The following is a 21498-nucleotide window of genomic DNA, read 5'->3' on the forward strand; positions in this document are numbered from 1 at the left end:
GGCGTCGGCGTCGCTCGCGGTTTCCGGCCCACGCCGGCGTCAGGTACCCCACAGGGTCAGGGGGACTCCGTGGTGGGGGATGTCGGGTGGGGGAAGGCCGTCAGGGCGATGGTCGCTGCGGTGAGGGTGATGAGGCCGCCCGTGGTGAGGGCCCAGCGGGGGCCTCGGTGTTCCGCGAGCAGGCCCGTGAGGAGGGCGCCCAGGGGGGTGCCCCCTTGGAAGATCACCGTGTAGAGGGCCATCACCCGGCCCCGGTAGGCCGGGTCCGTGCCCAGTTGGACGCGGTGGTTCGACGCCTGGGCGAAGTACATCATCGTGAAGCCGGTCAGGGTCAGGAGCAGGCAGGCCGTGGTCAGGGTCGGGGCCAGGCCCACGAGGGCCTCCGTGATGCCGAAGGCCAGTGCCGAGCCGGTCACCACGAGGGCCGACGGGCGGCCGCGGCGGGCGGTGGTGGCGAAGGCGGCCAGCAGGGAGCCCGCCGCCAGGGAGCTGCTGAGCAGGCCGAAGGCGGTGGAGTCGGTGTGGAACTCCGTCTTGGCCAGCAGGGGCAGGGTCAGCTGGAAGTTGAACCCGGCCAGGCCCACCACGCCGAGCAGCGCCAGCGGCAGTACGAGGTCGGGGCGCCGGCCGACGTAGCGCAGTCCGTCCGCGATCCCGGGCGCGGCCGGCCGCGACGCCGGGACGTGCAGTTCCGCCGGGCGCATCAGGGCGACGCTGGCGACCGTACCGAGGTAGCTGACGGCGTTGATCAGGACGACGGCCGCGACGTCGAGGCGGGCTATGAGGAAGCCCGCGATCGCCGGGCCCACCACGCGGGCGACGTTGAAGTAGGCCGCGCTCATCGCCGAGGCGTTCGGCAGGAGTTCGCCGCCGACCATCTCGCCGACGAACGAGATCCGGGTGGGCGCCTCCACCGCGTTGACGGTGCCCAGGGCCAGGGCGAAGAGCCAGATGTGCCAGAGCCGCACCTCGCCGAGGAGGATCCACAGGCCCAGTGCCAGCGCGAGCACCCCGGACGCGCCGTTGGCGAGCATCAGGAGGCTGCGTTTGCTGTGGCGGTCGGCGAGCCCGCCCCCGTACAGGGTCAGCAGGAGGACGGGGGTGAACTGCATGGCCGTCACCACCCCGAGGGCGGCGCCCGAGTCGCCGGCCAGTTCCAGGACCAGCCAGTCCTGGGCGATGACCATCATCCAGGTGCACGTGACGGAGAGGAGCTGTCCGAGGACGAACAGCCGGAAGTTGCGCACCGAGAGGGACTGGAAGGTGCGTCTCAAGGTCTCCACGGTTCGGCCGTTCCCCTTCCACGGCGCCGCACGGGCTCGGCGGCACACCTGGGAACACGGTGGTCCCGCCCACTCCGATTCTTTCTCGTGACGGTGTTCCGGCCACTTCCGGTGGTCCGTACGAGGGGGGTGGGGCGGGGTTGGTGGGTTTGGGGGGTGGGTGCGGGGCGGGGGCGTGCGTAGGGTGGTCGGACAGGCCGCATTGTGCCGCTGACCAGGGCATTTGCGGGAAAGCAGCGCGTGGAGGATGGGGCGACGAGGATGCGTGAGCTGGCGGAGACCGCACGGCGGTGGGTGGCCGAGGGGCGGGTCGCGTTCCTGGCGCGGCCGGTGACCGAGCAGGGGTTCGGGCCGCGTGATCCGGCCGGGGCCGTGCTCGTGGACGCGCGGGGCGAGTGCGTGGGGGCCCTGTACCACGGGGTGTTCGACGCCGAGCTCGTCGCCGAGGCGGCGGCGCTGGGCGCGGCCGTGGGCGCGGAGGGGGCCCGGGTGTGCGAGCTGTCCGTCGGGGCGGGCGAGGCCGTGGAGGCCCGGCTGACCTGCGGCGGGCAGGCCGAGGTGCTGCTGCAGCCGCTCGCGGCGATCCCGGCCGAGTGGTGGGAGCTGCTCGGGACGGGGGCCGGGGTGGCGCTGGTGACCCGGCTGAACGCGGACGCCGACCGGGCGGAGAGCCGGGTCGTACGGGCCGGCGGGACGCCCGGCGACGACGCGGAGCGCCGGGCCGGGGAGCTGCTCGGTACGCGGCGGCCCGGCCGGGACGCGCTGTACGGGGGATCCGGGCTGGTGCTCGTGGAGGCGTACCCGTCGGCGCCGCACGTGGTGATCGGCGGGGCCGGCGAGCTGGCCGACGTCATCGGGGCCCAGGCGGCGCTGCTGGGCTGGGAGGCGGTGTGCGTGGAGGACGCGGCCGAGGCGGAAAAGGTGCTGACCGCCCACCGGGATGCCGCCTGCCTGGTGCTGCTCAGCCACGAGCCCGACTTCGACGTGCCGGCCCTGCGGACGGCGCTCGCGCTCGGGATCCCGTACGTCGGCGCGCTCGGGTCGCGGCGGACCACCGCGCGGCGCCGGGAGGGGCTGGTCGCGGCCGGGGTCCGGGAGGCGGAACTGGCCCGGGTGCACGGGCCGATCGGGCTCGACCTGGGCGCCAAGACCCCGGCGGAGACCGCCCTGGCGATCTGCGCCGAGATCCTCGGGGTGCTCGGCGGGCGGGAGGCGCAGGGGCTGCGGGATTCCGACGGACCGTTGAGGTGACGGGTCCGGTGAGGCGACGGGTCCGGTGAGGCGGTAGGGGCGGGCGGACCGGACGGGGCGGCCCGGCGGCCCGCTCCCCCGCGGTTCGAAGTTTCTTTGGGCTGATTGCATGAAATCCGACCAAACGCGGGAAAATAGGACGTATGAATACGACCCTGATCCCCCTCGCGGCGGACGCGACACTGGGCCAGATCGCGTGGTTCCTGGTCGTCGGGCTCGGCGTCGTCGGTGTCCTGCTCGGCGGCTTCGCACTGGGCCGGAGGGTGCGCGACCACGAGCCACCGCCCCCCACCCCCGAGAGCCAGCCCCACCTGCCCGACGGCGGTGCGGTGTACGAGGTGCGCGAGGAGCGGGACTACGTCGAGATCCCCGAAGGCGGCCTGCGCCCCCACGAAATGCAGGGGTACGGCAACTTCGGCTCCCGCACCCACAGCCACCCGGACGACGCCCGCGCCGAGCGGGAAGCCGGCTACGAGCTCCCCAAGGGGCCCGGACCGCACGCGCAGCCCGGAGCTCCCCCGAACGCGGGGCGCGGCGCCCACGCCTGAGCCGGCCCGCGCCCGAGCCGGCCCGCGCCCGAGCGACCCGCGCCCGGCCCGCGCCCGACGACCCCTTCGAACTCCGGCCTCTGACCCGCGGCCCCGCGGGTCAGAGGTCCGTCCGGAGCCGGAGCACCTCCGGCGGCGGATGCCGGGCCGAACTGCGCCGGACCTCCGCGGCCAGCGGCGGGTCCAGCGGGCGGAACGGTACTTCGCCGAGCCCGATCGCGGTGACCGTGGCCGCGGCCGGGGCCACCTCCCCGAGGGCCGCGACGGCCGCCGCCATCTCCGTACGCAGCCCCGCGGAGAGCGGGCTCGACACCAGCGGAGCCTCGTCGTCCTCCCCCGGCAGCACCAGGACGAGGGCCAGCGGGCGGCGCGGGGTGCCGGTGAAGCCGATCACCGCCGCGTCCGCGACGTCGGTGTGGCGCAGCTTGCGCCAGGAGCGACGGCCGGCGGGGTAGGACTCGTCGAGCCGCTTCACGACCAGGCCCTCGATGCCGCTGGCGGGCAGGGTCGCGTACCAGGTCTCGGCGAGCTCGGGGTCGGTGGTCATCGGCACCGGCTGGAGGGGCGGGCCCAGGGGCAGGAGCAGATCGACCAGGAGCGCCCGGCGGCGTTCGTAGGGCCGGGCGCGGACGTCGAGCCCGGCCAGTTCCAGCACGTCGAAGGCCGCGTACGAGGCCGGCAGGCGTTGCGCGAGCACCGCCGCGCGAGCCGCGCTCGCGGCCGCGGCGCGCCGCTGGACCAGCGCGAAGTCCGTACGGCCCGCGTGCCACACCACCACCTCCCCGTCCAGTACGGTCCCGGCGGGCAGTTGCCGGGCCGCGGCGGCCAGGTCGGGGAAGGCGGCGGTCACGATCCGGCCGGAGCGGGCCTGGAGGACCACGTCCTGCGCCGTGCGCACGACGACGAGGCGGTGACCGTCGAACTTGGGCTCGTACGCCAGTCCGGCCCCGCGCGGCAGGGTCCGTACGGCCGTGGCCAGCGCCACCCGGATCACGGCAGCCTCCCGGCACGGGCGGGGTCGGTCAGGGGAGCCAGCAGGTCGCCGTCGCGGGCCAGTCGGGGCGCCATGTCGTCGGCGAGGAACACCAGGTCGGAGGCGGTCCGACAGCCCTCCACCTCCTCCCAGGAGACGGGCGCCGAGACGGTGGGCAGCTCCCGCGCGCGCAGGGTGTAGGGGGCGGCGGTGGTCTTGGCGGCGGCGTTCTGGCTGTGGTCGACGAACACCTTCCCGGGGCGCAGGGCCTTGGCCATCCGGTGCACGACCAGGCCGGGGAGGGCCGCCTCGGCCTCCTGGGCGAGGGTCTTGGCGTACGCGGACACGCGCGCGGACGGGGTCGGCTCGATCGCGACGGCCAGGTGCAGGCCCTTGGAGCCGGAGGTCTTGGCGTAGGCGTCGAGGCCGTCGGCGGCCAGGCGGCCGCGCAGCCAGCGGGCGGCGGCGCAGCACTCGACGACGGTGGCGGGCGGGCCGGGGTCGAGGTCGAAGACGATCCGGTCGGCGACGGCGGGCCGGCCGGCCGTCCACTGGGGGGTGTGGAACTCCACGACGAGGTTGGCGGCCCACATGAGGGTGGGCAGGTCGCGGACGACCACCTGCTCGGCCCGTTCGTCCTCGGAGCGGGGCACGGGGGTGGTCCTCACCCAGGCGGGCGTACCGGTTGGCGGGTTCTTGGTGAAGAAGAGCTGTCCGTCCGGACCGTCGGGATAGCGCAGGAAGGAGACCGGGCGGTCGCGGATGTGCGCGAGGAGGGAGTCCGCGACCGTGGCGTAGTAGTGCAGCACCTCGCCCTTGGTGAAGCCGGTCCGCGGGTACAGGACCTTGTCCAGGTTGCTGAGCGCGATGCGACGCCCCTCCACCATGGTGATCGGCGTCATACGATGAGATTGCCACGAATCAGGAGGAACCGTGCGATCCATTTGGAACGGGGCGATCTCCTTCGGCTTGGTCAGCATTCCGATCAAGCTCGTCAACGCCACCGAGAGCCACTCGATCTCCTTCCGTCAGATCCATGTGAGCGACGGCGGCCGCGTCCGCTACCGCAAGGTGTGCGAACTCGACGGCGAGGAGGTGCCGGCCGCCGAGATCGGCAAGGGGTACGAGGAGGCCGACGGGTCGATCGTCCCGATCACGGACGAGGACCTGGCACAGCTGCCGATCCCGACCGCGAAGACGATCGAGATCGTGTCGTTCGTACCGGCCGAGGAGATCGATCCGTTGCAGATGGACGCCGCCTACTACCTCGCGGCGAACGGCGCCACGGCGGCGAAGCCGTACACGCTGTTGCGGGAGGCGCTGAAGCGGAGCCGGAAGGTGGCGATCGCCAAGTACGCGCTGCGGGGGCGGGAGCGGCTCGGCATGCTGCGGGTCGTCGACGACGTGATCGCCATGCACGGGCTGCTGTGGCCGGACGAGATCCGGCAGCCGGAGGGCGTGGCCCCCGAGGCGTCGGTGACCGTACGGGACGCCGAACTCGACCTGGCCGACGCCCTGATGGCCACCCTGGGCGAGGTGGAGATCGCCTCGCTGCACGACGACTACCGCGAGGCCGTGGAGGCCATGCTCGCGGCGAAGACGGGCGAGGGGTACGAGCCGGCGGAGGCGGTGGTGGAGCCGGCGGGCGGCCAGGTGATCGACCTGATGGCGGCGCTGGAGAGCAGCGTACGGGCGGCCAGGGAGTCCCGGGCCGGGGGCTCCGGGGACTCCGCGGAGTCCGGGACTCCGGCGGAGGTGACGCCGATCCGCGGCCGCAGGACGCCGGCGTCGAGCGCTCCCGCGCCCAAGGCGGTGGGCGGGAAGAAGTCGACGGCGTCGACGGGCGCCGCGAAGAAGACGGCGGCCGGGGCGAAGGCGGCCGCCGGGGGGAAGAAGAGCACCTCCACCGCCAAGAGCACCTCCACCGCCAAGGGTGCCGCCGCGGCCAAGGGCGCCGGCACGGCCCGGTCGGGGGCCAAGTCCGCGGGCGGTGCGGGGGCGGGATCGCGGACCCGGGCCGCCAAGTCCACCTCCACCGCGAAATCGGCTTCGGCCGCCAAGTCGGCCGGGACCGGCAGGGCTTCGGCCTCCGGCGCGGGCGCGGGCGCCGCGAAGAAGGCGGCGCCCCGCAAGCGGAGTTCGGCCTGAGGGTCCGGACCTCGGGCCCCAGGCCGGAGGGGTATCCCGACGCGAGCCCCGGACCCGAGAGGTCCGGACACGGAACCCGGGCCCGATAGGTCCGGACACGGGCCCCGGGCCCGCGAGGTCCGGACTCGGCAGTCCGGTCTAGGGGGCGGACCAGGTGGGTTGGGTGCGCGCCAGGGTGAAGAGGGCCTCCACGTCCGGGAGTTTGAGGGTGGCGGGGGCGGCCGTCAGGACGGCGGACAAAGTGGCGGGCTGGAGGACGAGGACGTCCCGGACCGTCGGGGCCACGTCGACCCGGGAGGCGTCCGCGAGCGCCAGGACGGGAGTGACCTGGGCGGTCAGCGCCCGGGCCGCGCGGGCCGCGGCCCTGCGGATCCACCGGGGGTCCGGGCGGGGCTCGGCGCGGCCCACCGTCAGCAGCAGGTCGCCGACTTGGGCGCGCTGGCGCCGCCCCGGGACCGTGCGGACGGCGAACACGCCCGGGGGCCCGATGAGCAGGTGGTCCAGCATCCCCAGGCCCGGCAGCGGGATGTCGTGCAGGGCCCGCCAGTCCTCTTCCTCCAGGGCGTCGGATTCCGCCCCGATCCGCTGCCGCGCCTGGAGTTCCTGCCGCATCCGGTGCCGGGCCCGGCTGCCGGGCGATCCGTACGCGAGCTCGCCGAGCAGGGTCTCGCCGGGGCGGTTCGGGGCCAGGTCCCGGTCGGGCGGGAGGGTGAGCCGGAGCAGTTCGGCGGCGGTGGGGACCGGCGGCGGCCCGATGGTCCAGTCGCCGCTCAAGTGCGGGCGCAGGGCGGCCAGGACCGCCGCGCGCTGGTCGTCCGCGAGGACGCTGATCCGGTTGGTCCGCCGGTCGTACCAGGCCACCGCGTGGCCGTCGGAACCGTTGACGTAGAGCCGGCCACGGCCGGGCCGGCCGCTCGGAAGCACCTTGAGTCCGCTCATCGGCCTCACCCCCGTCGTCCATGGGAGCAGCCGGGGCGGCCCACGGCAATCCCTCCGTTGTGTAACAGCTCCGTCGGCTCCTTGCGGCCTGCCTGTTACAAGAACAACGCTCCCCCGCAACGGCCGGCGCCTATTTTTATGGCGCCCGGACCCTCCGGGCCTCCCTGACCCGTGCCGAAGGAATCCCGTGAGTACCGTCAGCCGCCGCTCGACCGTTCGCGCCGCCGCCGTGACCGCATGCGTCGCCGGTCTGCTGGCGCTGCCCGCGGCCACGGCGCTCGCCGACGGGAGGCCGGCGGCGTCCGGGGCCCAGCGGACGCTGGTCAAGAGCATCTCCCTGGCGGACGGCCGCTCGACCGCGAAGGTGTACCGCCTCGCCAAGGACGCGTACCAGGCCGACATCATGCGCTCGGGCTCCACGGTGGCCACGCTGACCAGCCGGGACGGAACCACCGGCTTCGGCGGGTCCGGCGAGCTGCACGCCGCGCTGCGGCCCGACGGGCGGCTGTCCTCCTGGGTCGGCGAGACCCGCCCGCAGGACGGCTCCCACGCGGTGGCCGGCGACGGGCACAAGACCGGGACCCGGCACGGGAGCGGTGGGGGTGACGGCCGGGTGCTGCCCGCCTCCGTCGAGGACGGCGGCGGGCGGGGCGGTACGGGGACCGGCGCGGGTACCGGGACCGTGCAGACCCTGCGGCTGAACACGCTGGCCGACGGGCCCGGCGACGGCGCGCTGCTGCTCGCCGCGGGCGGCGGGATCGCGGCCGTGGGCGCGGCCGGGCTGGGCTTCGCGATGCTGCGGCGGGGGCGGTCGGACGGCTGATCCGGGCCCCGGGCCGCCCCGGGCGGCCGGGTGCCGTCGGGTACGGCCGTCCTGGTCCATACCGCGGACAGGGCGGCAAAAGGGATGTACCTCCGCATAAAGTTGCTTCGACCGAAGTCGATCGTACGCAGCGCAGAGGAGGGCCCGTCACCGTGCGAATACCGCCGTCGCGTGCGGGTGCCGCCCTGTGCGGGCTCCTGCTGCCGTTGCCGCTGCTCGCGGGCTGCGGGAACACCGGCGGGCTCGCCGCCGCCGGGCCCACCCCGACGGCGAGCGGACCCGTACACCTGTGGCCGGAGCGGGCGGGCGCCGAGGTGCCGCCCGCCGATCCCGGTGGCGCGCCGCCGGAGTACGTACAGGGCCTGCCGCGGGTCGTCGACCAGGACGTGCGCGGCGTCGACCCGGTGGCCCTGGTCCAGGCGGAGCTGCGGGCACGGCCCGGGAAGGTGACCGGGGCCGACGGGATGCCGGCGGAGACCGCGGCGGCGATCAGGGCGTGCGGGACCGCGGGCCAGGAGCCCGGACAGTGCCCGGTGCGGCGGCCGTACTACCGGGACCTCACGGGGAACGGCAAGGACGAGGTCGTGGTGGGCATCGAGCTCCCGGACAAGATGATGTCCGTGCGGGTCTACACCGCCGACTCCGCCGGCCGGCTCAACCGCATCATGGCGACCACCCAGACCGTCATCGCCGTCGAGCTGGCCGGAAGGGACGTGATCCTGCGGGCGCCGAGCGGCAACCCGGGGTACGAACTGATCACCGCCTGGTCCTGGGACGAGCGGCAGAAGACGATGCTGCCGACGTGGGAGCAGATCGTACGGGTGCCTGCGGCGCCGGCGCCACGGGCGTCGGGGAGCGCCGGTACGGGGGCTGCCGGTACGGGCGCCGGGGGCGCGCCGTGAGGCGGGTGCTGCCCGCGTGGACGGCCACGCTGACCTGGAAGTCGGCGTGCTTCATCGTGGTGATGTGCTGCTCGCTGGCGGCCGTGCTGGGACTGCTCGTGCACGCCGAGGTGACCCGGCAGACCGTCGCGACCGCGCGCGACAAGGCGCTGGAAAGACTGCACGACGCCGCCCTCGCCTACGAGGCGGGCGAGGCCCTGCCACCCGGTTCGGGCATCGACCCGCAAGGGCTGCCGCCGGAACTGCGGGCCCTGGCGGTGAGCGGGCAGCGGGCCACCGTCGTCGCGGACCACCTGGGGCAGCCCGTGATGTGGGCCGCCGCCCCGGCGGACGGGCGGGCCCTGGCCACCGCGATCGACTACGGGCAGAGCGCACGGACGATCCGGGGGCTGGACAACGCCATCATCGGCTCCTCGCTCCTGGCCATCGGCGGGACGCTGCTGGTGGGGGCCTTCGCCGTGACCCGCGTGACGCGCAGGCTGCACCAGACGGCGGCGGTCGCCCGGCGGATCACCGGCGGCGACCTGGACGCGCGGGTCGGCGACCCGCGCACGACCGATCCCGCGCGGCACCAGGACGAGGTCTCCACGGTGGCCGGGGCCCTGGACACGATGGCGGGCACGCTCCAGGCGAAGCTGCTGAGCGAGCAGCGGTTCACGGCCGATGTCGCGCACGAGCTGCGTACGCCGCTGACCGGGCTGCAGGCGGCGTCGGAGCTGCTGCCGGAGGGGCGGCCGACGCAGCTGGTGCGGGAGCGGGTGCGGACGATGCGGCAGCTGACCGAGGACCTGCTGGAGATCTCCAGGCTGGATTCGGGGAGCGAGCGGGTGGACACGGATCTGCACCAGCTGGCGCGGCTGGCGCGGAGGGTGGTGCGGGCGTCGGGGACGGACACGGAGGTCGTCGTCGTCAGGGACGCGCACGTGGAGACGGACCGGCGGCGGCTGGAGCGGGTGCTGGGGAACCTGGTCGCGAACGCGCACAAGCACGGGCGGGGGCCGGTGGTGGTGACGGTGGACGGGCCGGTGGTGACCGTACGGGACCACGGGGGCGGGTATCCGGACTACCTGCTCGCGCACGGGCCGCAGCGGTTCCGGAGCGGGGGCAGGGGGCACGGGCTGGGGCTGACGATCGCGGTGGGGCAGGCGCAGGCGATCGGCGCGCGGCTGGAGTTCCGGGAGGCGGAGGGGGGCGGGGCGCTGGCGGTACTCACGCTGCCGTAGCCCTGGCCGGGCGGTTCTCGGGGGTGACCGCCCTGACCGGGCGGGGGCGGGGCTGCGGGGTGGCCGGGGTCGGTGCCGGGGCCCCGGGAGTGGGGCCGGCAGGGTTACGGCTTCTGGGGTTTGGTCCAGGGCCAGCGGAGCTTCGGTTTCCGGCCCGTCGGGGCGAAGGCGTACTTCCAGCCCTTCTGGAGGCCCAGCCGCTTCGTGTAGCCCGATGGGACCCGTTCGTACAGCAGGACCGTCGGGGGGCCGCCGTCCGGGGCCGGGACCGGGATCTCGTACCACTTCGGGGGGTGGCCGGTCGGGCCGAGGAGGATAGGGAGGACCCGGCCGTCCATCGGGCCGCCCTCGAAGGGGGTCGGTTCGCTTCTCACGCCACCAGTGTCACAGCAGGTGGGCCGCCTCGGACACCACCGGGATCACGCGGCGGGCGAGGACCCCGACGGGCCCGTCGGACGACTCCAGGGCCAGGGCGGCCCGCGCGGCCGCCGCGGTTTCGGGGTCGGTGGCGGCGGTGGCCGTCAGGAGGGCGATGAACTGGTCCAGGAGCCAGTCGCGCAGCTGGCCGGCCTCCGGCTGCCGGCCCTCGTCGATCCAGATCAGCGATGCCGCCTCGACGGCGGTGATCCACGTGCGGACCATCATCCGCAGCCGCGGCCCGGGGGTGGGGACGCCGAGGTGGACGAGGATCTGGTCGGCGGCCGCGCGGCGGATGCCGTCGACGGTGGCACTGGTGCGGGAGGTCTCGACGACGCTGCCGCCCTGGAGGAGGGCGGAGAAGCCGGTGTGGTGTTCGTCGACGAAGGCGAGGTAGCGGTCCAGGGCGCGGGAGAGCCGCTGGGTGAGGGGACCGTGCTGGGGTTCCGCGAAGCAGAGTTCGAGGACGTCGGCGGCGGAGCGCAGGGCGGCCTCGTAGAGCTGCTGCTTGCCGCCCGGGAAGTACCGGTAGACCAGCGGTCGGGAGACCCCGGCGGCTTCCGCGACGTCGTCGAGGGAGACCTCCTCCGGTGCCCGGTGCGCGAACAGCGACAGGGCCGCGTCGAGGAGTTGGGCCCGCCGCTCCTCGACGCTCAGCCTGCGGTACGCGCGTACGGTCATGCACGCAGGGTAGACGACGCCCCTCAGGCCAGGAGGCCGGAGCTCTTCCACAGCCGACGGCCGACGCCGCGCAGGACGCCGATGTCGTCGAGGAAGTCGGTGAGCCGCTTGGCGCCGGTCTGCATGACCTCCCGGCGGTGTCCGCTGGCCTTGACCTGGGCGACGGCTTCGCGCCGGTCCAGGCCGATGTTGTCGTAGACCTGGGGGTTGACGAAGGCCAGGGAGAAGACGCGGGCGGCCTCTCCGCAGCTGATCCGGGTGAGTTCCTGCTCCCAGCGCGGGGCGGTCAGCATCTGGCGGCGCAGTTCCTCGCGGGCGTAGCGGACGTGGCGGGCCTCCTCGATGACGTGGATCCGGGTGACTCCGCGCACCAGGGGCTGGATCCGCTCGTCGGGGAAGGTGAGGCGCTGCATCCAGTCGAGGATCTCCTCGCCGAGGAGGGTGCAGGCGAAGGAACCCGGGGTGGTGGACACCGTCTTGAGGATGCGGGCGAGGTTGTGGTTGACGCGGGAGACGGGGTAGGCCGGGGTGCCGCTCTCGCGGATCATGCGGGCGAACATCATGGAGTGGCGGCACTCGTCGGCGATCTCGGTGAGTGCGTAGCGGACGTGGTTGCTGGTCAGGGACTTGTCGTAGATGTGGCGGACCAGCAGCTGCATGAGGATGATCTCGAACCAGATGCCGAGGGAGCCGAGGGCGGCGGCCTCGTGGCGGGAGAGGTCGATGCGCTGCTCCTCGCCCATCTTCTTCCACAGCGGGGTGCCGTAGAGGGAGAGCAGCTCGGGGGGCCAGTAGTACTTGCCCTCGATCGGCGGGGCGCCCCAGTCGAGTTCGCGGTCCGGGTCGAAGGAGTGTTTCGCGGAGGATTCGAGCAGTCGTTCGGCGATCTGCTCGCGGTCCTTGAGCAGGCCGAGGGCGTCCCTCAGCGCGGCTCGTTCCGTCACTGTCGTCATGGCTTCGGGCACCTCGCGGTCGGGTTACCTGCGGTCACCTCTTATGAGACTGCCTGTCAGCAAGGGCGTCAATCCCCCGCGCACGACTTGTTGACCGCGCGTCTACCAACGTGTGACGCTGCCAACCACCGCATCCCGTACGGCAGTCGAGGAGGCGTCAGTGTCGACGCACGAGCTCTACACCAAAGCCCCGCACGAGGACGTCTGGCAGGTCCCCGCCACCGGTTCGGCCCGCTTCAGCTGGGAGTACGACGGGGGCCGCGAACGCCTCCTCGCCCTCTACCAGAAGGGCAAGGACAAGCAGTGGGACGGCGCCAAGCGCATCGACTGGGGCATCGAGGTGGACCCGTACGACCCGCTCGGCACCCCCGACGAGGTGCTGACCCTCTACGGCACCCGCCACTGGGCCAAGATGACCGACCGGGACAAGGGCGAACTGCGCCGGCACTACAGCGCGTGGAACTTCAGCCAGTTCCTGCACGGCGAGCAGGGCGCCATGGTGTGCGCGGCGCGCATCGTGGAATCGGTGCCGGACCTGGACGCGAAGTTCTACTCGGCCACCCAGACCATGGACGAGGCCCGGCACGCCGAGATCTTCGGGCGCTTCCTGCACGAGAAGGTCGGGATGCTCTACCCGGTCAACGACAGCCTCCAGGGGCTGCTCGGGGACACCCTGCGCGACTCCCGCTGGGACATGCCGTACCTGGGCATGCAGGTGCTGATCGAGGGCCTGGCGCTGGCCGCGTTCGGCATGATCCGCGACACCACCGACAAGCCGCTGCCCAAGCAGATCCTGGCCTACGTGATGCAGGACGAGGCCCGGCACGTGGCCTTCGGGCGGATGGCCCTGCGCGACTACTACCGTCAGCTGACCGACGCCGAGCTGCGCGAGCGCGAGGAGTTCGTGATCGAGGGCTGCTACCTCATGCGCGACCGGCTGCGCGGGGTGGAGGTCCTGGAGAACTTCGGCGTACCCAGGCGGGAGGCGGAGGAGTACAGCGAGCAGTCGGAGTTCCTGCACCTGTTCCGCAAGCTGCTGTTCAGCCGGATCGTGCCCTGCGTCAAGGACATCGGACTGTGGGGCGAGCGGCTCCAGAAGGCCTACCTGGAGATGGGGGTCTTCGACATGGGCGATTCCAATCTGGACCTGCTCATGAGCCAGGACGAGGAGCTGGCGGAGTCCCTCGACCGCGAACGCTTCGCGGCCGAGGAACAGGAGCGCGTGGCGGAGGTGACGGCCGCCATCCGGGAAGGCGGCGAGGGCGCCGTCGGCTAGACCGCGTCCGGGCGCGGGAAGGACGTGCGCAGGGTGAACGCGTACGGCGTCGGCCCGTGTTCGCGCAGGCTCAGCAGTCGCTCCTCGGCGTCCGCGACCGTGGGGCGCCGGCCCGCCGGGACCCACCACAGGGTCGCCATGGCCTCCGTGACGTGCTCGAACCACTCCCGCCTGCGGGACATCAGCTCCCGGTGCCGCCCCTGGTACATGAAGGCGGTGAGGGCGTCGGTGTTCCGCCACACGGACATGTTGACGATGATCCACTCGTCGCCGAAGATCCTCACCTCCGTCGCGTCGCCCTCCTCCCCCTGGAGCCGCCACACGAAGCCGTCGGCGGCCTCCGCCGCGGCGTTGACGGGTTCGAGCCCGTCGACGAAGTCCTTCAGTTCCGGTGAGTCCAAGGGGTACTTGAGACGGGATATGTTCACCTGGGCCAGCTCGTGGGCGGCGTCGGCGTCGCGGTCGTGGGTCATGCCCCAGGGCTAGCAGCCCGGCCCCGCGCGCCGCCACGGCGTTTCAGCGGGTGGACAGCGCGGCCTCCATCACCGCCCGCGCGATCGGCGCCGCGGCGCCGTTGCCGCTGATGTCCCCGCGGACCGCCGACGCGTCCTCGACCACCACGGCCACCGCCACCGCCGGCTGCGGAGCGCCCTGCGCCCGGGCCCAGGAGATGAACCAGGCGTACGGGGTACCGGCGTTGCCGACGCCGTGCTGCGCCGTGCCGGTCTTGCCCCCGACCTGCGCGCCCTTGATGGCCGCGTTGCGCCCGGTGCCGTTCTCGACGACCTTCACCATCAGTTCCTGCATCCGCAGCGCCGTGGCCGGGCTCATCGCCCGGCCCAGGGTGTGCTGGGCCGCGGACCGGACCTGCGAGCCGTCGTGCCGGGTGGTGCGCTCCACCAGGTAAGGGGTCTTGATCTCCCCGCCGTTGGCGACCGCCGCCGCGACCATCGCCATCTGGAGCGGGGTGGCCCTGGTGTTGAACTGCCCGATCGAGGAGAGCGCCAGCTGGTCGGGGCTCATGTCGGTGTCGAAGTTCGACCGCGAGACCCAGGAGGGGACCCGCAGCCCGTCGTCGTTGAACCCGAACCGGTCCGCCGCCTCCGCCATGCGGCGCAGGCCCACCCGCACCCCGATCTTGGCCATCACCGTGTTGCAGGAGAACTGCACCGCCTCCGCCATCGAGGCGTCCTGGCAGCCCGCGCCGGCGTTCGGGAGCAGGGTGCTCGTACCGGGGAGCGGATACGGGTCGGGGGTCTCGGTGGGCGCGTCCACGTCGGTGACCACGCCGGAGTCCAGGGCCGCGGCCGCCGTCACGATCTTGAAGGTGGAGCCGGGCGGGTAGGTCTCGCGCAGCGCCCGGTTCAGCATGGGCTTGGCGGGGTCCGCGTTCAGCCGCAGCCACGCCGCCTTGACCTTCGCACCGGTACCGGAGAGCAGGCCGGGGTCGTAGGAGGGGCTGCTCACCAGCGCCAGGATCCGGCCCGTCGCCGGTTCCACGGCCGCGACCGCGCCCCGCTTGCCGCCCAGCCCCCGGTACGCGGCCCGCTGTACGGCGGCGCGCAGGGTGGTGACGGCGTCGCCGCCGCCGGGGCGGCCGCGCGAGAGCTCGTACCAGAGGGGGAAGGCGGACAGTCCCGGATCGGTGCCGGACAGGACGGCGTCCTCGGCGCGCTCGACGAAGCTGGTGCCGTACGTCTGGGAGGAGAAGCCGGTGACGGGGGCGTAGAGCGGGCCGTCGGCGTACGTGCGCTCGTAGCGCAGGAGCTGGCCGCTGTCGCGGGAGCCGGTGACGGGCTTGCCGTCGACCAGGATCCGCCCGCGCGGTTCGGCGTAGCGCTGGACGGCGGGCCGCTTGTTGGCCGGGTTCGCGCCGTAGGCGGCGGCCTCCCAGACCTGCACCCGGGCGACGTTGACCAGCAGGGCGACGAGCAGCAGGGCGCAGAAGTACCCGCACCAGCGGATGTAGCGGATCATCCGGCCCCCTCCCGCCCGTACTCGGCGGGACGGGGGCGGCGGGCGTTGTCGCTGAGCCGGACCAGCAGCGCGACGATGATCCAGTTGGTGACGACGGAGGAGCCGCCCTGGGCGAGGAAGGGCATGGCCATGCCGGTCAGCGGGATCAGTCCGGTCACGCCGCCCGCGATGACGAAGACCTGGAGGGCGATGATCGAGGCGAGCCCGGTGGCGAGCAGCCGCCCGAAGGGGTCGCGCAGGGCGAGTCCGGCGCGGAAGCCCCGGGAGACGAGGAGCCCGTAGAGGAGCAGGATCGCGGTGAGGCCGACGAGGCCGAGCTCCTCGCCGGCGGTGGCGAGGACGAAGTCCGACTTGGCGGCGAATCCGATGAGGAAGGACTGGCCGTGGCCGAGGCCGGCGCCGAGGAGGCCGCCGGCGGCGAAGGAGAAGAGGGACTGCGCGAGCTGGCCGGGGCCCTCGCCCCGCTCGATGGAGGCGAAAGGATTCAGCCAGTCGTCGACGCGGCTGTTCACGTGCGGTTCCAGGGTCCCGACGGCATAGGCGCCGAGGGCCGCGAGGACGAGCCCGATGGCGATCCAGCCGATCCGTCCGGTGGCGGTGAACAGCATGATCACGAAGAGGCCGAAGAAGAGGAGCGAGGTGCCGAGGTCCCGCTCCAGGACCAGCACGCCCACGCTGAGCAGCCAGATCGCCAGGATCGGGCCGAGCACCCGGCCGGGCAGGAGACGCAGCTTCCAGAAGATCCGGCGGCCGGTCAGGGCGAGGGCGGTGCGGTTCGCGGCGAGGTAGGCGGCGAAGAAGACGGCGAGCAGGATCTTGGCGAACTCCCCCGGCTGAAAGGAGAGCCCCGCGAAGCGGATCCAGATGTGGGCGCCGTTGACGGCCGGGAAGAGGACGGGGACGAGCATCAGTGCGAGCGCGGCGGCGACCGAGAGGTAGGCGTACTTCTGGAGCGCGCGGTGATCGCGCAGCCCCGCGACGACGAGGACGAACAGCACCACCCCCAGGGCCGACCAGCGCAGCTGGTCGCCCGCGCCGCTCTCGCCGGGGGTCGCGAGGTCGAGCCGCTGGATGAGGACCAGGCCGAGGCCGTTGAGCAGCACGGCGATCGGGAGCAGGAGGGGATCGGCGTAGGAGGCCCGGAACCGGACGGCGAGGTGCGCGAGCAGGGCGGCGCCGCCGAGGCCCGCGGCGTAACGGCCGCCGGGACGGGGGAAGTGGCCGGTGTCCGCGAGGCCGACGTGGACGTGGCCCAGTACGGAGATCAGGACCGCACCGGCGAGCAGCGTCAGCTCGATGCCCCGGCCCTTGGGGGCGCGGGCATCGGGGGGCGGGGGCGGAGCGGGCTCCGTCACCTTCGCCGTCAGAGCGGTCATACGGGGAAACGTAGCAAGGGTAGGGCGGGTATGTCCGCTTATGTCATAGTGTGCCGAAGAGTCGTCATAAACGGTCAGGAGTAGGGAGCCCCGGCGCATGGGACCTGTGGAATTCATCGTCCTGGCCTTCCCGGAGGAACAGCTGCGGGTACCGGCCGTCGAGGCCGTGATGGGACTGCGCAAGACCGGGGTGGTCCGCCTGATCGACGGCCTCGTCACGACGAAGACGGCCGGGGGCGAGGTGATGGCGGCGGAGTTCGACGAGTTCGTCGAGCTACGGGGCCTCCTGGCGGGCCGCGACGTGGCGCGGCTGATCGGGCCCGAGGACGTACGGGAGGCGGCGGAACTCCTGGACCGGGGCAGCTGCGCGCTGCTCCTGGTGGTGGAGCACGTGTGGGCACAGGACGCGGCGGTGGCCGTACGGGCGGCGGGCGGACGGATCGTGGGCTCGGTCCGGATCCCGGCGGACCGGGTGGAGGTGGCGTGATGTTCATCCGGCCGGTCGGTGTGACGGTGTCCCCCGCGGTCCGCCCACCGGGCCGCCCCCTCCTCCGCGGCCTGCTCCGCCGGGCGTCGGGCGCGGCGGAGTGGGCGACGGCGGAAGGCATGGGGGAGGGTGCGGGGGAGGACGGCGTGGTGGAGGGCGGCGCGGTGGAGGAGAGCGTGGCGGAGGAACTGGAGGCGGCGCTGGAGGAGGAGGTCAGGGGCGGGGCGGGGATGAGGGCGGAGGGCGTGGCGGGTCGGGAGCCCGAAGTGGGCGGCGAGCCGGAGAGCGGGGGCGAGCCCCCGACGGAGGCGGCGCCCCCGGCCCACCCGCCCGTGGCCGGGCCCACCCTGGTGGCGGAGCTGACCCAACTCTCCGACCTGGCCCGTCAGGGCCTCCTGACCCCGGAGGAGTTCACCCTGGCGAAGGGGCGCCTGCTGCGGGGGTAGGGGTCCCACTCGGCCCGCGTGGGGGAGGGTTTGGGGGTTTCCCGTCAGTCTCATCGTCCTTCCGCGTCGGGCCGGGCTGTCACGGAATGCCAAAGAATGCCGGGAAACCCCCAAAAGAACGGTCCACGGGGAGGAGAGGAGGGGCGGGTCTCTCAGAGATGCGCGACCCCTCTCCGGCCAGACCTCCAATCCGGCCCCGACCACACCCGGTCCAACGCCCGGGGCATCCAGACCGCACCAAAAGGCGACCAGATCGTCCAGCGAGCCTTCTGGGACGGCATGCGCGTCCGATCGCTACGCGCTTCGCATGTCCCGGCGGTCGTTTCGGGTTGGTCTCAGGAGGCGGTCGGCTCAAGGAGTCCGGTCAGGGCCTCCCAGGCGGAAAAGGCTTCGAAGAGCTGGAGGACCGGGCCTTCTTCCGAGGCCAGAACGGCATAGTGCTCGGCGATGAGGGACAGGTCGCCCCACGGCTCTTCCACGTGCGCACGGATCAGAAGCCGACCGGACGCGCAACGGATCCAGGGGATGAGGACGAGGTCCGTCAGCCGGGAATCGGACAGCGCCGGCAGGGGGTCCCCCTCCGTCAGTTCCAGGAGGGCGGGCGAGCCGTCACCGGGGCACGCCAGGAGGTGAGATGTGAGCGCTTCGCGCATTCCCCACACCTCCGCCACCACGGAAATCTCGGCTCGGACGGTTTCGCTGACGGCCACCCGGTGCCGGAGGAGAGCACCGACCAGCCGATCGAGCCCCGCCTCCTGCTCACCGATGTCCCAGCAGTCCCTGAGTTCATGGGCGTCGCGCTCCGGCAGGAGACGCGCAAAACGCTCCCATGCGTCAGCTTGATCCATCGGAAAAGACTAACGGTCCCCGTATCGCCCTTCCGGCCCAAGACGGCCGAGAGACGCCGAGACGTCGGGAGCGCGTAGCGATCTGATGCGAAGGGGGAGGACGGCCGGACGCTCTGGTCGCCCTGGCGCGCGGTCCGGCCGCCCCCGGCTCTGCCGGGCATGGCGGCCGGCCCGCGTCCTGGGCCTGCCGGGCGGAGCCGCCTCGCACTTCTCTGACGGGGCCGCTCCTCGCTCACTTCCCCCGTGACCGTTCTTTCGGGTGGTTCCCGGTTGTCTGTTGGCGTTCCGGGACGGGCCGGTCGGTCAAGGGTGGCCGAAGGCCATCGCGAAGCGACGCGACCGCAGGGAGCGCCCTTGAGGGACCGGCACGGCACGGAAGGACGCTGGACAACCGGGAACCACCCGAACCTCCTCCGATACCGGCCGGCTGAAATCCCGCATCCCCGGACCCCGACCCCGACCGCACCCCCCGACCCCGCCTCCGGACGGGTGACTCCCCGAGCCCCGCCGGACGGCGTCGAAGGCTGCGGGCCGGATGCGTGGCAGCATCGGGCGGTGTCGCGGAGGTGATTACATGACAAAACGACTGTTGCGGCTGGCCTGTCTGGCCGCCGTCCTCGTCGCTGCCGCCGGGCCACCGCCCGTCGCGCGGGCCGAGCCCGTCGGGGAGTTGCTGACCCGGCTGCAGGGGCTGTACCAGCGGGCCGAGGAAGCCAGCGAGGCGTACAACGCCACCGAGGCCGCCCTCAAGGCCGGTCAGGACGAGGAGCGCCGGCTCACCGCCGAGCTCGGGCGGGCGCGCACCGCGCTCGGTGCCGAGAAGGCCACCGCCGGGCGGCTGGCCCGGGAGCAGTACCAGGGCACCCTCGGGCTCTCCCCGTACCTGCGCATGCTGCTGTCCGGCGACCCCCAACAGGCCGTGGACCAGCGCCGGATCGCCGCCCGCCAGGGTGCCCGGCAGGCCGGGGTCGTGGCGCGGCTGGAGCGCGGCGAGCAGCGGGCCGACGCCCTGGCGGCGGCGGCCCGCAAGGCCCTCGACACCCAGCAGGGCCTCACCGTCGAGCGCAAGAAGCAGCACGAGGAGGTGACGGGCCGGCTGAAGGACGTCGAGCGGCTGCTCGCGGCGCTGACCCCCGAGGAAGTGGCCGGGCTGGACCGGCGGGAGGCGGCCGTCACCGCCGGGGCGCAGCGGGAGCTGGTGGACTCCGGCCGGCTGCCCGCCCGTACGGGGACGCCCACCGCCGCCGGTGGCGCCGCCCTGCGGTACGCGACGGCGCAGATCGGCAAGCCGTACGTGTGGGGCGCCGAGGGGCCGGCCTCCTTCGACTGCTCGGGGCTGACCTCGAAGGCCTGGGAGCACGCGGGGCGTTCCATCCCCCGGACCAGCCAGGAGCAGTGGGCGCGGCTCCCCCGGGTGCCGCTGGACCGGCTGCGTCCGGGCGACCTGGTGGTCTACTTCCCGAAGGCGACCCACGTGGCCCTGTACATCGGGGACGGGAAGGTGATCCAGGCGCCCCGTCCGGGTGCCACCGTGAAGGTGTCCCCCATCGCCGCGAACCCGTTGCTGGGGGCGGTGCGGCCGGATCCCGAGGGGATCCCGCTGGCGGAGTTCACCCCGCCGCCGCTGCCCGAGCGCGCGACGGCGGGGGACGACGCGGGCTATTCCGCCGAGGCGGGGGACAGCGCGGAGGACACCTCGGCCAGGTAGTCGGCCGTGTCCTCGGGGTCGAAGAAGTACGAGTCGAAGTCGGCCGGGTTGTCGAAGCCGTTGGCGAAACGGTCCGCCACCGGCTGGAACCGGCCGGCCGCGCCGATCAGGTCCAGCACGTGCTCCGGCGGGACGCCGAGCATGGCGTTGGTCCACTGGGTGACGGGCATGCCCGTGGTGAACCAGTACTTGTCGAAGGTGGCCTTCATCCAGGCCTCGTCGAACGGCTGGTCGCCGTGCATGAGGATGGAGGAGAGGTACGAGGCCGCGCATTTGGCGGCCGAGTTCGAGCCCTGCCCGGTGATCGGGTCGTTCGCCACGACCACGTCCGCCACGCCCAGCACCAGGCCGCCGCCCGGCAGCCGGCCGATGGGGTTGCGGACCACGGGGGCGTAGCGGCCCGCGAGGGTGCCGCCGGCGTCCGTCAGCTCCACCTTGGTGGCGCGGGCGTACTCCCAGGGCGTGAACTTCTCCATGAGCTCCAGCGTCAGCGCCAGGTGCTCCCCGGGGTCGTTGACGCCCCGGAACACGTCCAGCGGGCCGCCGGGGAGGCCTTCCCAGAAGAGGATGTCGGCCCGGCCGGAGGTGGTGAGGGTCGGCATGACGAACAGTTCGCCGACGCCGGGGACCAGGTTGCAGCGGACGGCTTCGGTCTCCGGGTGCTCGGGGCGCGGCCCGAGTCCATGGACGTAGCTGACGGCGAGGGCGCGCTGGGGGGCGTCGTAGGGCGAGCGCGCCGCGTTCCGCTCGAACATGGAGACCAGTTCGCCCTTGCCGGCGGCGACCAGCACCAGGTCGTAGGTGCGGGAGAAGAAGTCCAGGTCGGCGACGGAGGCGCCGTGGATGACGAGCTGGCCGCCGCGCTGGGTGAAGGCGTCGAGCCAGCCGGCCATCTTCACGCGCTGGTCGACGGACTGGGCGTAGCCCTTGAGACGGCCGAGCCAGTCGATGGGGCGGGAGGTGTCGGGGGCGGCGACCGAGACGCCGACTCCCTCGATCCGGGGGGCCTGCCGCTCCCAGAAGTTCAGCTGGAGGTCGCGCTCGTGCTGGAGGGCCGAGTCGAACATGCACTGCGTGGACATGACGCGCCCGGTGCGGATCTCGTCCGCCGTCCGGTTGGACATGAGGGTGACCTCGTACCCCTTGGCCTGGAGGCCGAGGGCGAGCTGGAGACCGGACTGGCCGGCCCCCACGACAAGTATCCTGCGCATCTCACGTTCTCAATCTGCCGGACGGGCC

22 protein-coding genes are annotated in these 21498 nt (G+C 73.3%); 10 read left to right on the forward strand and 12 right to left on the reverse strand.

The window, feature by feature from the left end; all coding sequences use genetic code 11:
- Positions 1–56: 56 nt before the first annotated feature.
- Complete coding sequence (locus ACZ5D2_RS05655; protein ID WP_371676659.1) at positions 57–1283, reverse strand: MFS transporter; 1227 nt, start codon at positions 1281–1283, stop codon at positions 57–59.
- 261 nt (positions 1284–1544) lie between these two features.
- Here ACZ5D2_RS05655 and ACZ5D2_RS05660 point away from each other — a divergent pair, with 261 nt between their 5' ends.
- A complete protein-coding gene (locus ACZ5D2_RS05660) occupies positions 1545–2534 on the forward strand; it encodes an XdhC family protein (protein ID WP_371676660.1) in 990 nt (329 codons plus the stop codon).
- Positions 2535–2677: 143 nt separating this feature from the next.
- Positions 2678–3082 (forward strand): DUF6479 family protein, encoded by a 405-nt coding sequence (locus ACZ5D2_RS05665; RefSeq protein WP_371676661.1) that lies wholly within the window; start codon positions 2678–2680, stop codon positions 3080–3082.
- 100 nt (positions 3083–3182) lie between these two features.
- Here the strand turns inward: ACZ5D2_RS05665 and ACZ5D2_RS05670 are convergent, their stop codons facing one another.
- Together ACZ5D2_RS05670 and ligD are read right to left on the reverse strand one after the other, a co-directional pair.
- A complete protein-coding gene (locus tag ACZ5D2_RS05670) occupies positions 3183–4073 on the reverse strand; it encodes an ATP-dependent DNA ligase (RefSeq protein WP_371681160.1) in 891 nt (296 codons plus the stop codon).
- Positions 4073–4957 (reverse strand): non-homologous end-joining DNA ligase, encoded by an 885-nt coding sequence (ligD, locus tag ACZ5D2_RS05675; protein WP_468927398.1) that lies wholly within the window; start codon positions 4955–4957, stop codon positions 4073–4075. The genes ACZ5D2_RS05670 and ligD overlap by 1 nt, the downstream gene beginning before the upstream one ends.
- A 31-nt stretch (positions 4958–4988) precedes the next feature.
- Here ligD and ku point away from each other — a divergent pair, with 31 nt between their 5' ends.
- Positions 4989–6203 carry a non-homologous end joining protein Ku gene (ku, locus tag ACZ5D2_RS05680; RefSeq protein ID WP_371676663.1) on the forward strand — a complete coding sequence of 405 codons (1215 nt, stop codon included), beginning with the start codon at positions 4989–4991 and terminating at the stop codon, positions 6201–6203.
- 138 nt (positions 6204–6341) lie between these two features.
- On the opposite strand, the gene ACZ5D2_RS05685 is transcribed toward ku, so the two are convergent.
- Positions 6342–7142, reverse strand: coding sequence for a nuclease-related domain-containing protein (locus ACZ5D2_RS05685; protein WP_371676664.1), 801 nt, complete (start codon positions 7140–7142; stop codon positions 6342–6344).
- Between the two features lie 187 nt (positions 7143–7329).
- Between ACZ5D2_RS05685 and ACZ5D2_RS05690 the strand changes: the two genes are divergently transcribed.
- The 3 genes from ACZ5D2_RS05690 to ACZ5D2_RS05700 all read left to right on the forward strand — a co-directional run bounded on the left by ACZ5D2_RS05690 (position 7330) and on the right by ACZ5D2_RS05700 (position 10090).
- Positions 7330–7965 carry a hypothetical protein gene (locus ACZ5D2_RS05690; RefSeq protein ID WP_371676665.1) on the forward strand — a complete coding sequence of 212 codons (636 nt, stop codon included), beginning with the start codon at positions 7330–7332 and terminating at the stop codon, positions 7963–7965.
- A 152-nt stretch (positions 7966–8117) separates the two neighbouring features.
- Entirely contained in the window at positions 8118–8867 is a 750-nt protein-coding gene (locus ACZ5D2_RS05695; RefSeq protein ID WP_371676666.1) for a hypothetical protein, read from the forward strand.
- Positions 8864–10090, forward strand: coding sequence for an ATP-binding protein (locus ACZ5D2_RS05700; RefSeq protein WP_468927403.1), 1227 nt, complete (start codon positions 8864–8866; stop codon positions 10088–10090). Before ACZ5D2_RS05695 ends, ACZ5D2_RS05700 begins: the two co-directional genes overlap by 4 nt.
- A gap of 104 nt (positions 10091–10194) precedes the next feature.
- Here ACZ5D2_RS05700 and ACZ5D2_RS05705 read toward each other — a convergent pair whose 3' ends face one another.
- Genes ACZ5D2_RS05705 through ACZ5D2_RS05715 form a run of 3 tightly spaced genes read right to left on the reverse strand, consistent with a single transcriptional unit; the run spans position 10195 to position 12141 of the window.
- Positions 10195–10464 (reverse strand): hypothetical protein, encoded by a 270-nt coding sequence (locus ACZ5D2_RS05705; protein WP_371676668.1) that lies wholly within the window; start codon positions 10462–10464, stop codon positions 10195–10197.
- Between the two features lie 10 nt (positions 10465–10474).
- Positions 10475–11188, reverse strand: a complete 714-nt coding sequence (locus ACZ5D2_RS05710; protein WP_371676669.1) for a TetR/AcrR family transcriptional regulator — start codon at positions 11186–11188, stop codon at positions 10475–10477.
- A 23-nt stretch (positions 11189–11211) separates the two neighbouring features.
- A complete protein-coding gene (locus tag ACZ5D2_RS05715) occupies positions 11212–12141 on the reverse strand; it encodes an AurF N-oxygenase family protein (protein WP_371676670.1) in 930 nt (309 codons plus the stop codon).
- 160 nt (positions 12142–12301) lie between these two features.
- On the opposite strand from ACZ5D2_RS05715, the gene ACZ5D2_RS05720 reads away from it, so the two are divergent.
- Entirely contained in the window at positions 12302–13417 is a 1116-nt protein-coding gene (locus tag ACZ5D2_RS05720) for a ferritin-like domain-containing protein (protein ID WP_371676671.1), read from the forward strand.
- On the opposite strand, the gene ACZ5D2_RS05725 is transcribed toward ACZ5D2_RS05720, so the two are convergent.
- The 3 genes from ACZ5D2_RS05725 to ACZ5D2_RS05735 are packed head-to-tail and all read right to left on the reverse strand — an operon-like array spanning position 13414 to position 16770.
- On the reverse strand, positions 13414–13890 hold the full coding sequence (locus ACZ5D2_RS05725) for a DUF3291 domain-containing protein (protein ID WP_371676672.1): 477 nt from the start codon (positions 13888–13890) through the stop codon (positions 13414–13416). The two genes, ACZ5D2_RS05720 and ACZ5D2_RS05725, sit on opposite strands and share 4 nt — an antisense overlap.
- 43 nt (positions 13891–13933) lie before the next feature.
- Entirely contained in the window at positions 13934–15394 is a 1461-nt protein-coding gene (locus ACZ5D2_RS05730) for a penicillin-binding transpeptidase domain-containing protein (protein WP_468927409.1), read from the reverse strand.
- On the reverse strand, positions 15391–16770 hold the full coding sequence (locus tag ACZ5D2_RS05735; RefSeq protein WP_371676674.1) for an FtsW/RodA/SpoVE family cell cycle protein: 1380 nt from the start codon (positions 16768–16770) through the stop codon (positions 15391–15393). Before ACZ5D2_RS05735 ends, ACZ5D2_RS05730 begins: the two co-directional genes overlap by 4 nt.
- A gap of 97 nt (positions 16771–16867) precedes the next feature.
- On the opposite strand from ACZ5D2_RS05735, the gene ACZ5D2_RS05740 reads away from it, so the two are divergent.
- Both ACZ5D2_RS05740 and ACZ5D2_RS05745 read left to right on the forward strand, forming a co-directional pair.
- Positions 16868–17257, forward strand: a complete 390-nt coding sequence (locus tag ACZ5D2_RS05740) for a DUF6325 family protein (protein WP_030232533.1) — start codon at positions 16868–16870, stop codon at positions 17255–17257.
- A complete protein-coding gene (locus ACZ5D2_RS05745) occupies positions 17257–17703 on the forward strand; it encodes a hypothetical protein (protein ID WP_468927413.1) in 447 nt (148 codons plus the stop codon). The genes ACZ5D2_RS05740 and ACZ5D2_RS05745 overlap by 1 nt, the downstream gene beginning before the upstream one ends.
- Positions 17704–18038: 335 nt before the next feature.
- On the opposite strand, the gene ACZ5D2_RS05750 is transcribed toward ACZ5D2_RS05745, so the two are convergent.
- Complete coding sequence (locus ACZ5D2_RS05750; protein WP_371676676.1) at positions 18039–18551, reverse strand: hypothetical protein; 513 nt, start codon at positions 18549–18551, stop codon at positions 18039–18041.
- Positions 18552–19125: 574 nt separating this feature from the next.
- Between ACZ5D2_RS05750 and ACZ5D2_RS05755 the strand changes: the two genes are divergently transcribed.
- On the forward strand, positions 19126–20259 hold the full coding sequence (locus tag ACZ5D2_RS05755) for a C40 family peptidase (protein ID WP_371676677.1): 1134 nt from the start codon (positions 19126–19128) through the stop codon (positions 20257–20259).
- Here ACZ5D2_RS05755 and ACZ5D2_RS05760 read toward each other — a convergent pair.
- Positions 20211–21470, reverse strand: a complete 1260-nt coding sequence (locus ACZ5D2_RS05760; protein WP_468927418.1) for a styrene monooxygenase/indole monooxygenase family protein — start codon at positions 21468–21470, stop codon at positions 20211–20213. The two genes, ACZ5D2_RS05755 and ACZ5D2_RS05760, sit on opposite strands and share 49 nt — an antisense overlap.
- Positions 21471–21498: the final 28 nt, after the last annotated feature.

The organism is Streptomyces sp. NPDC031479, from assembly GCF_055581065.1.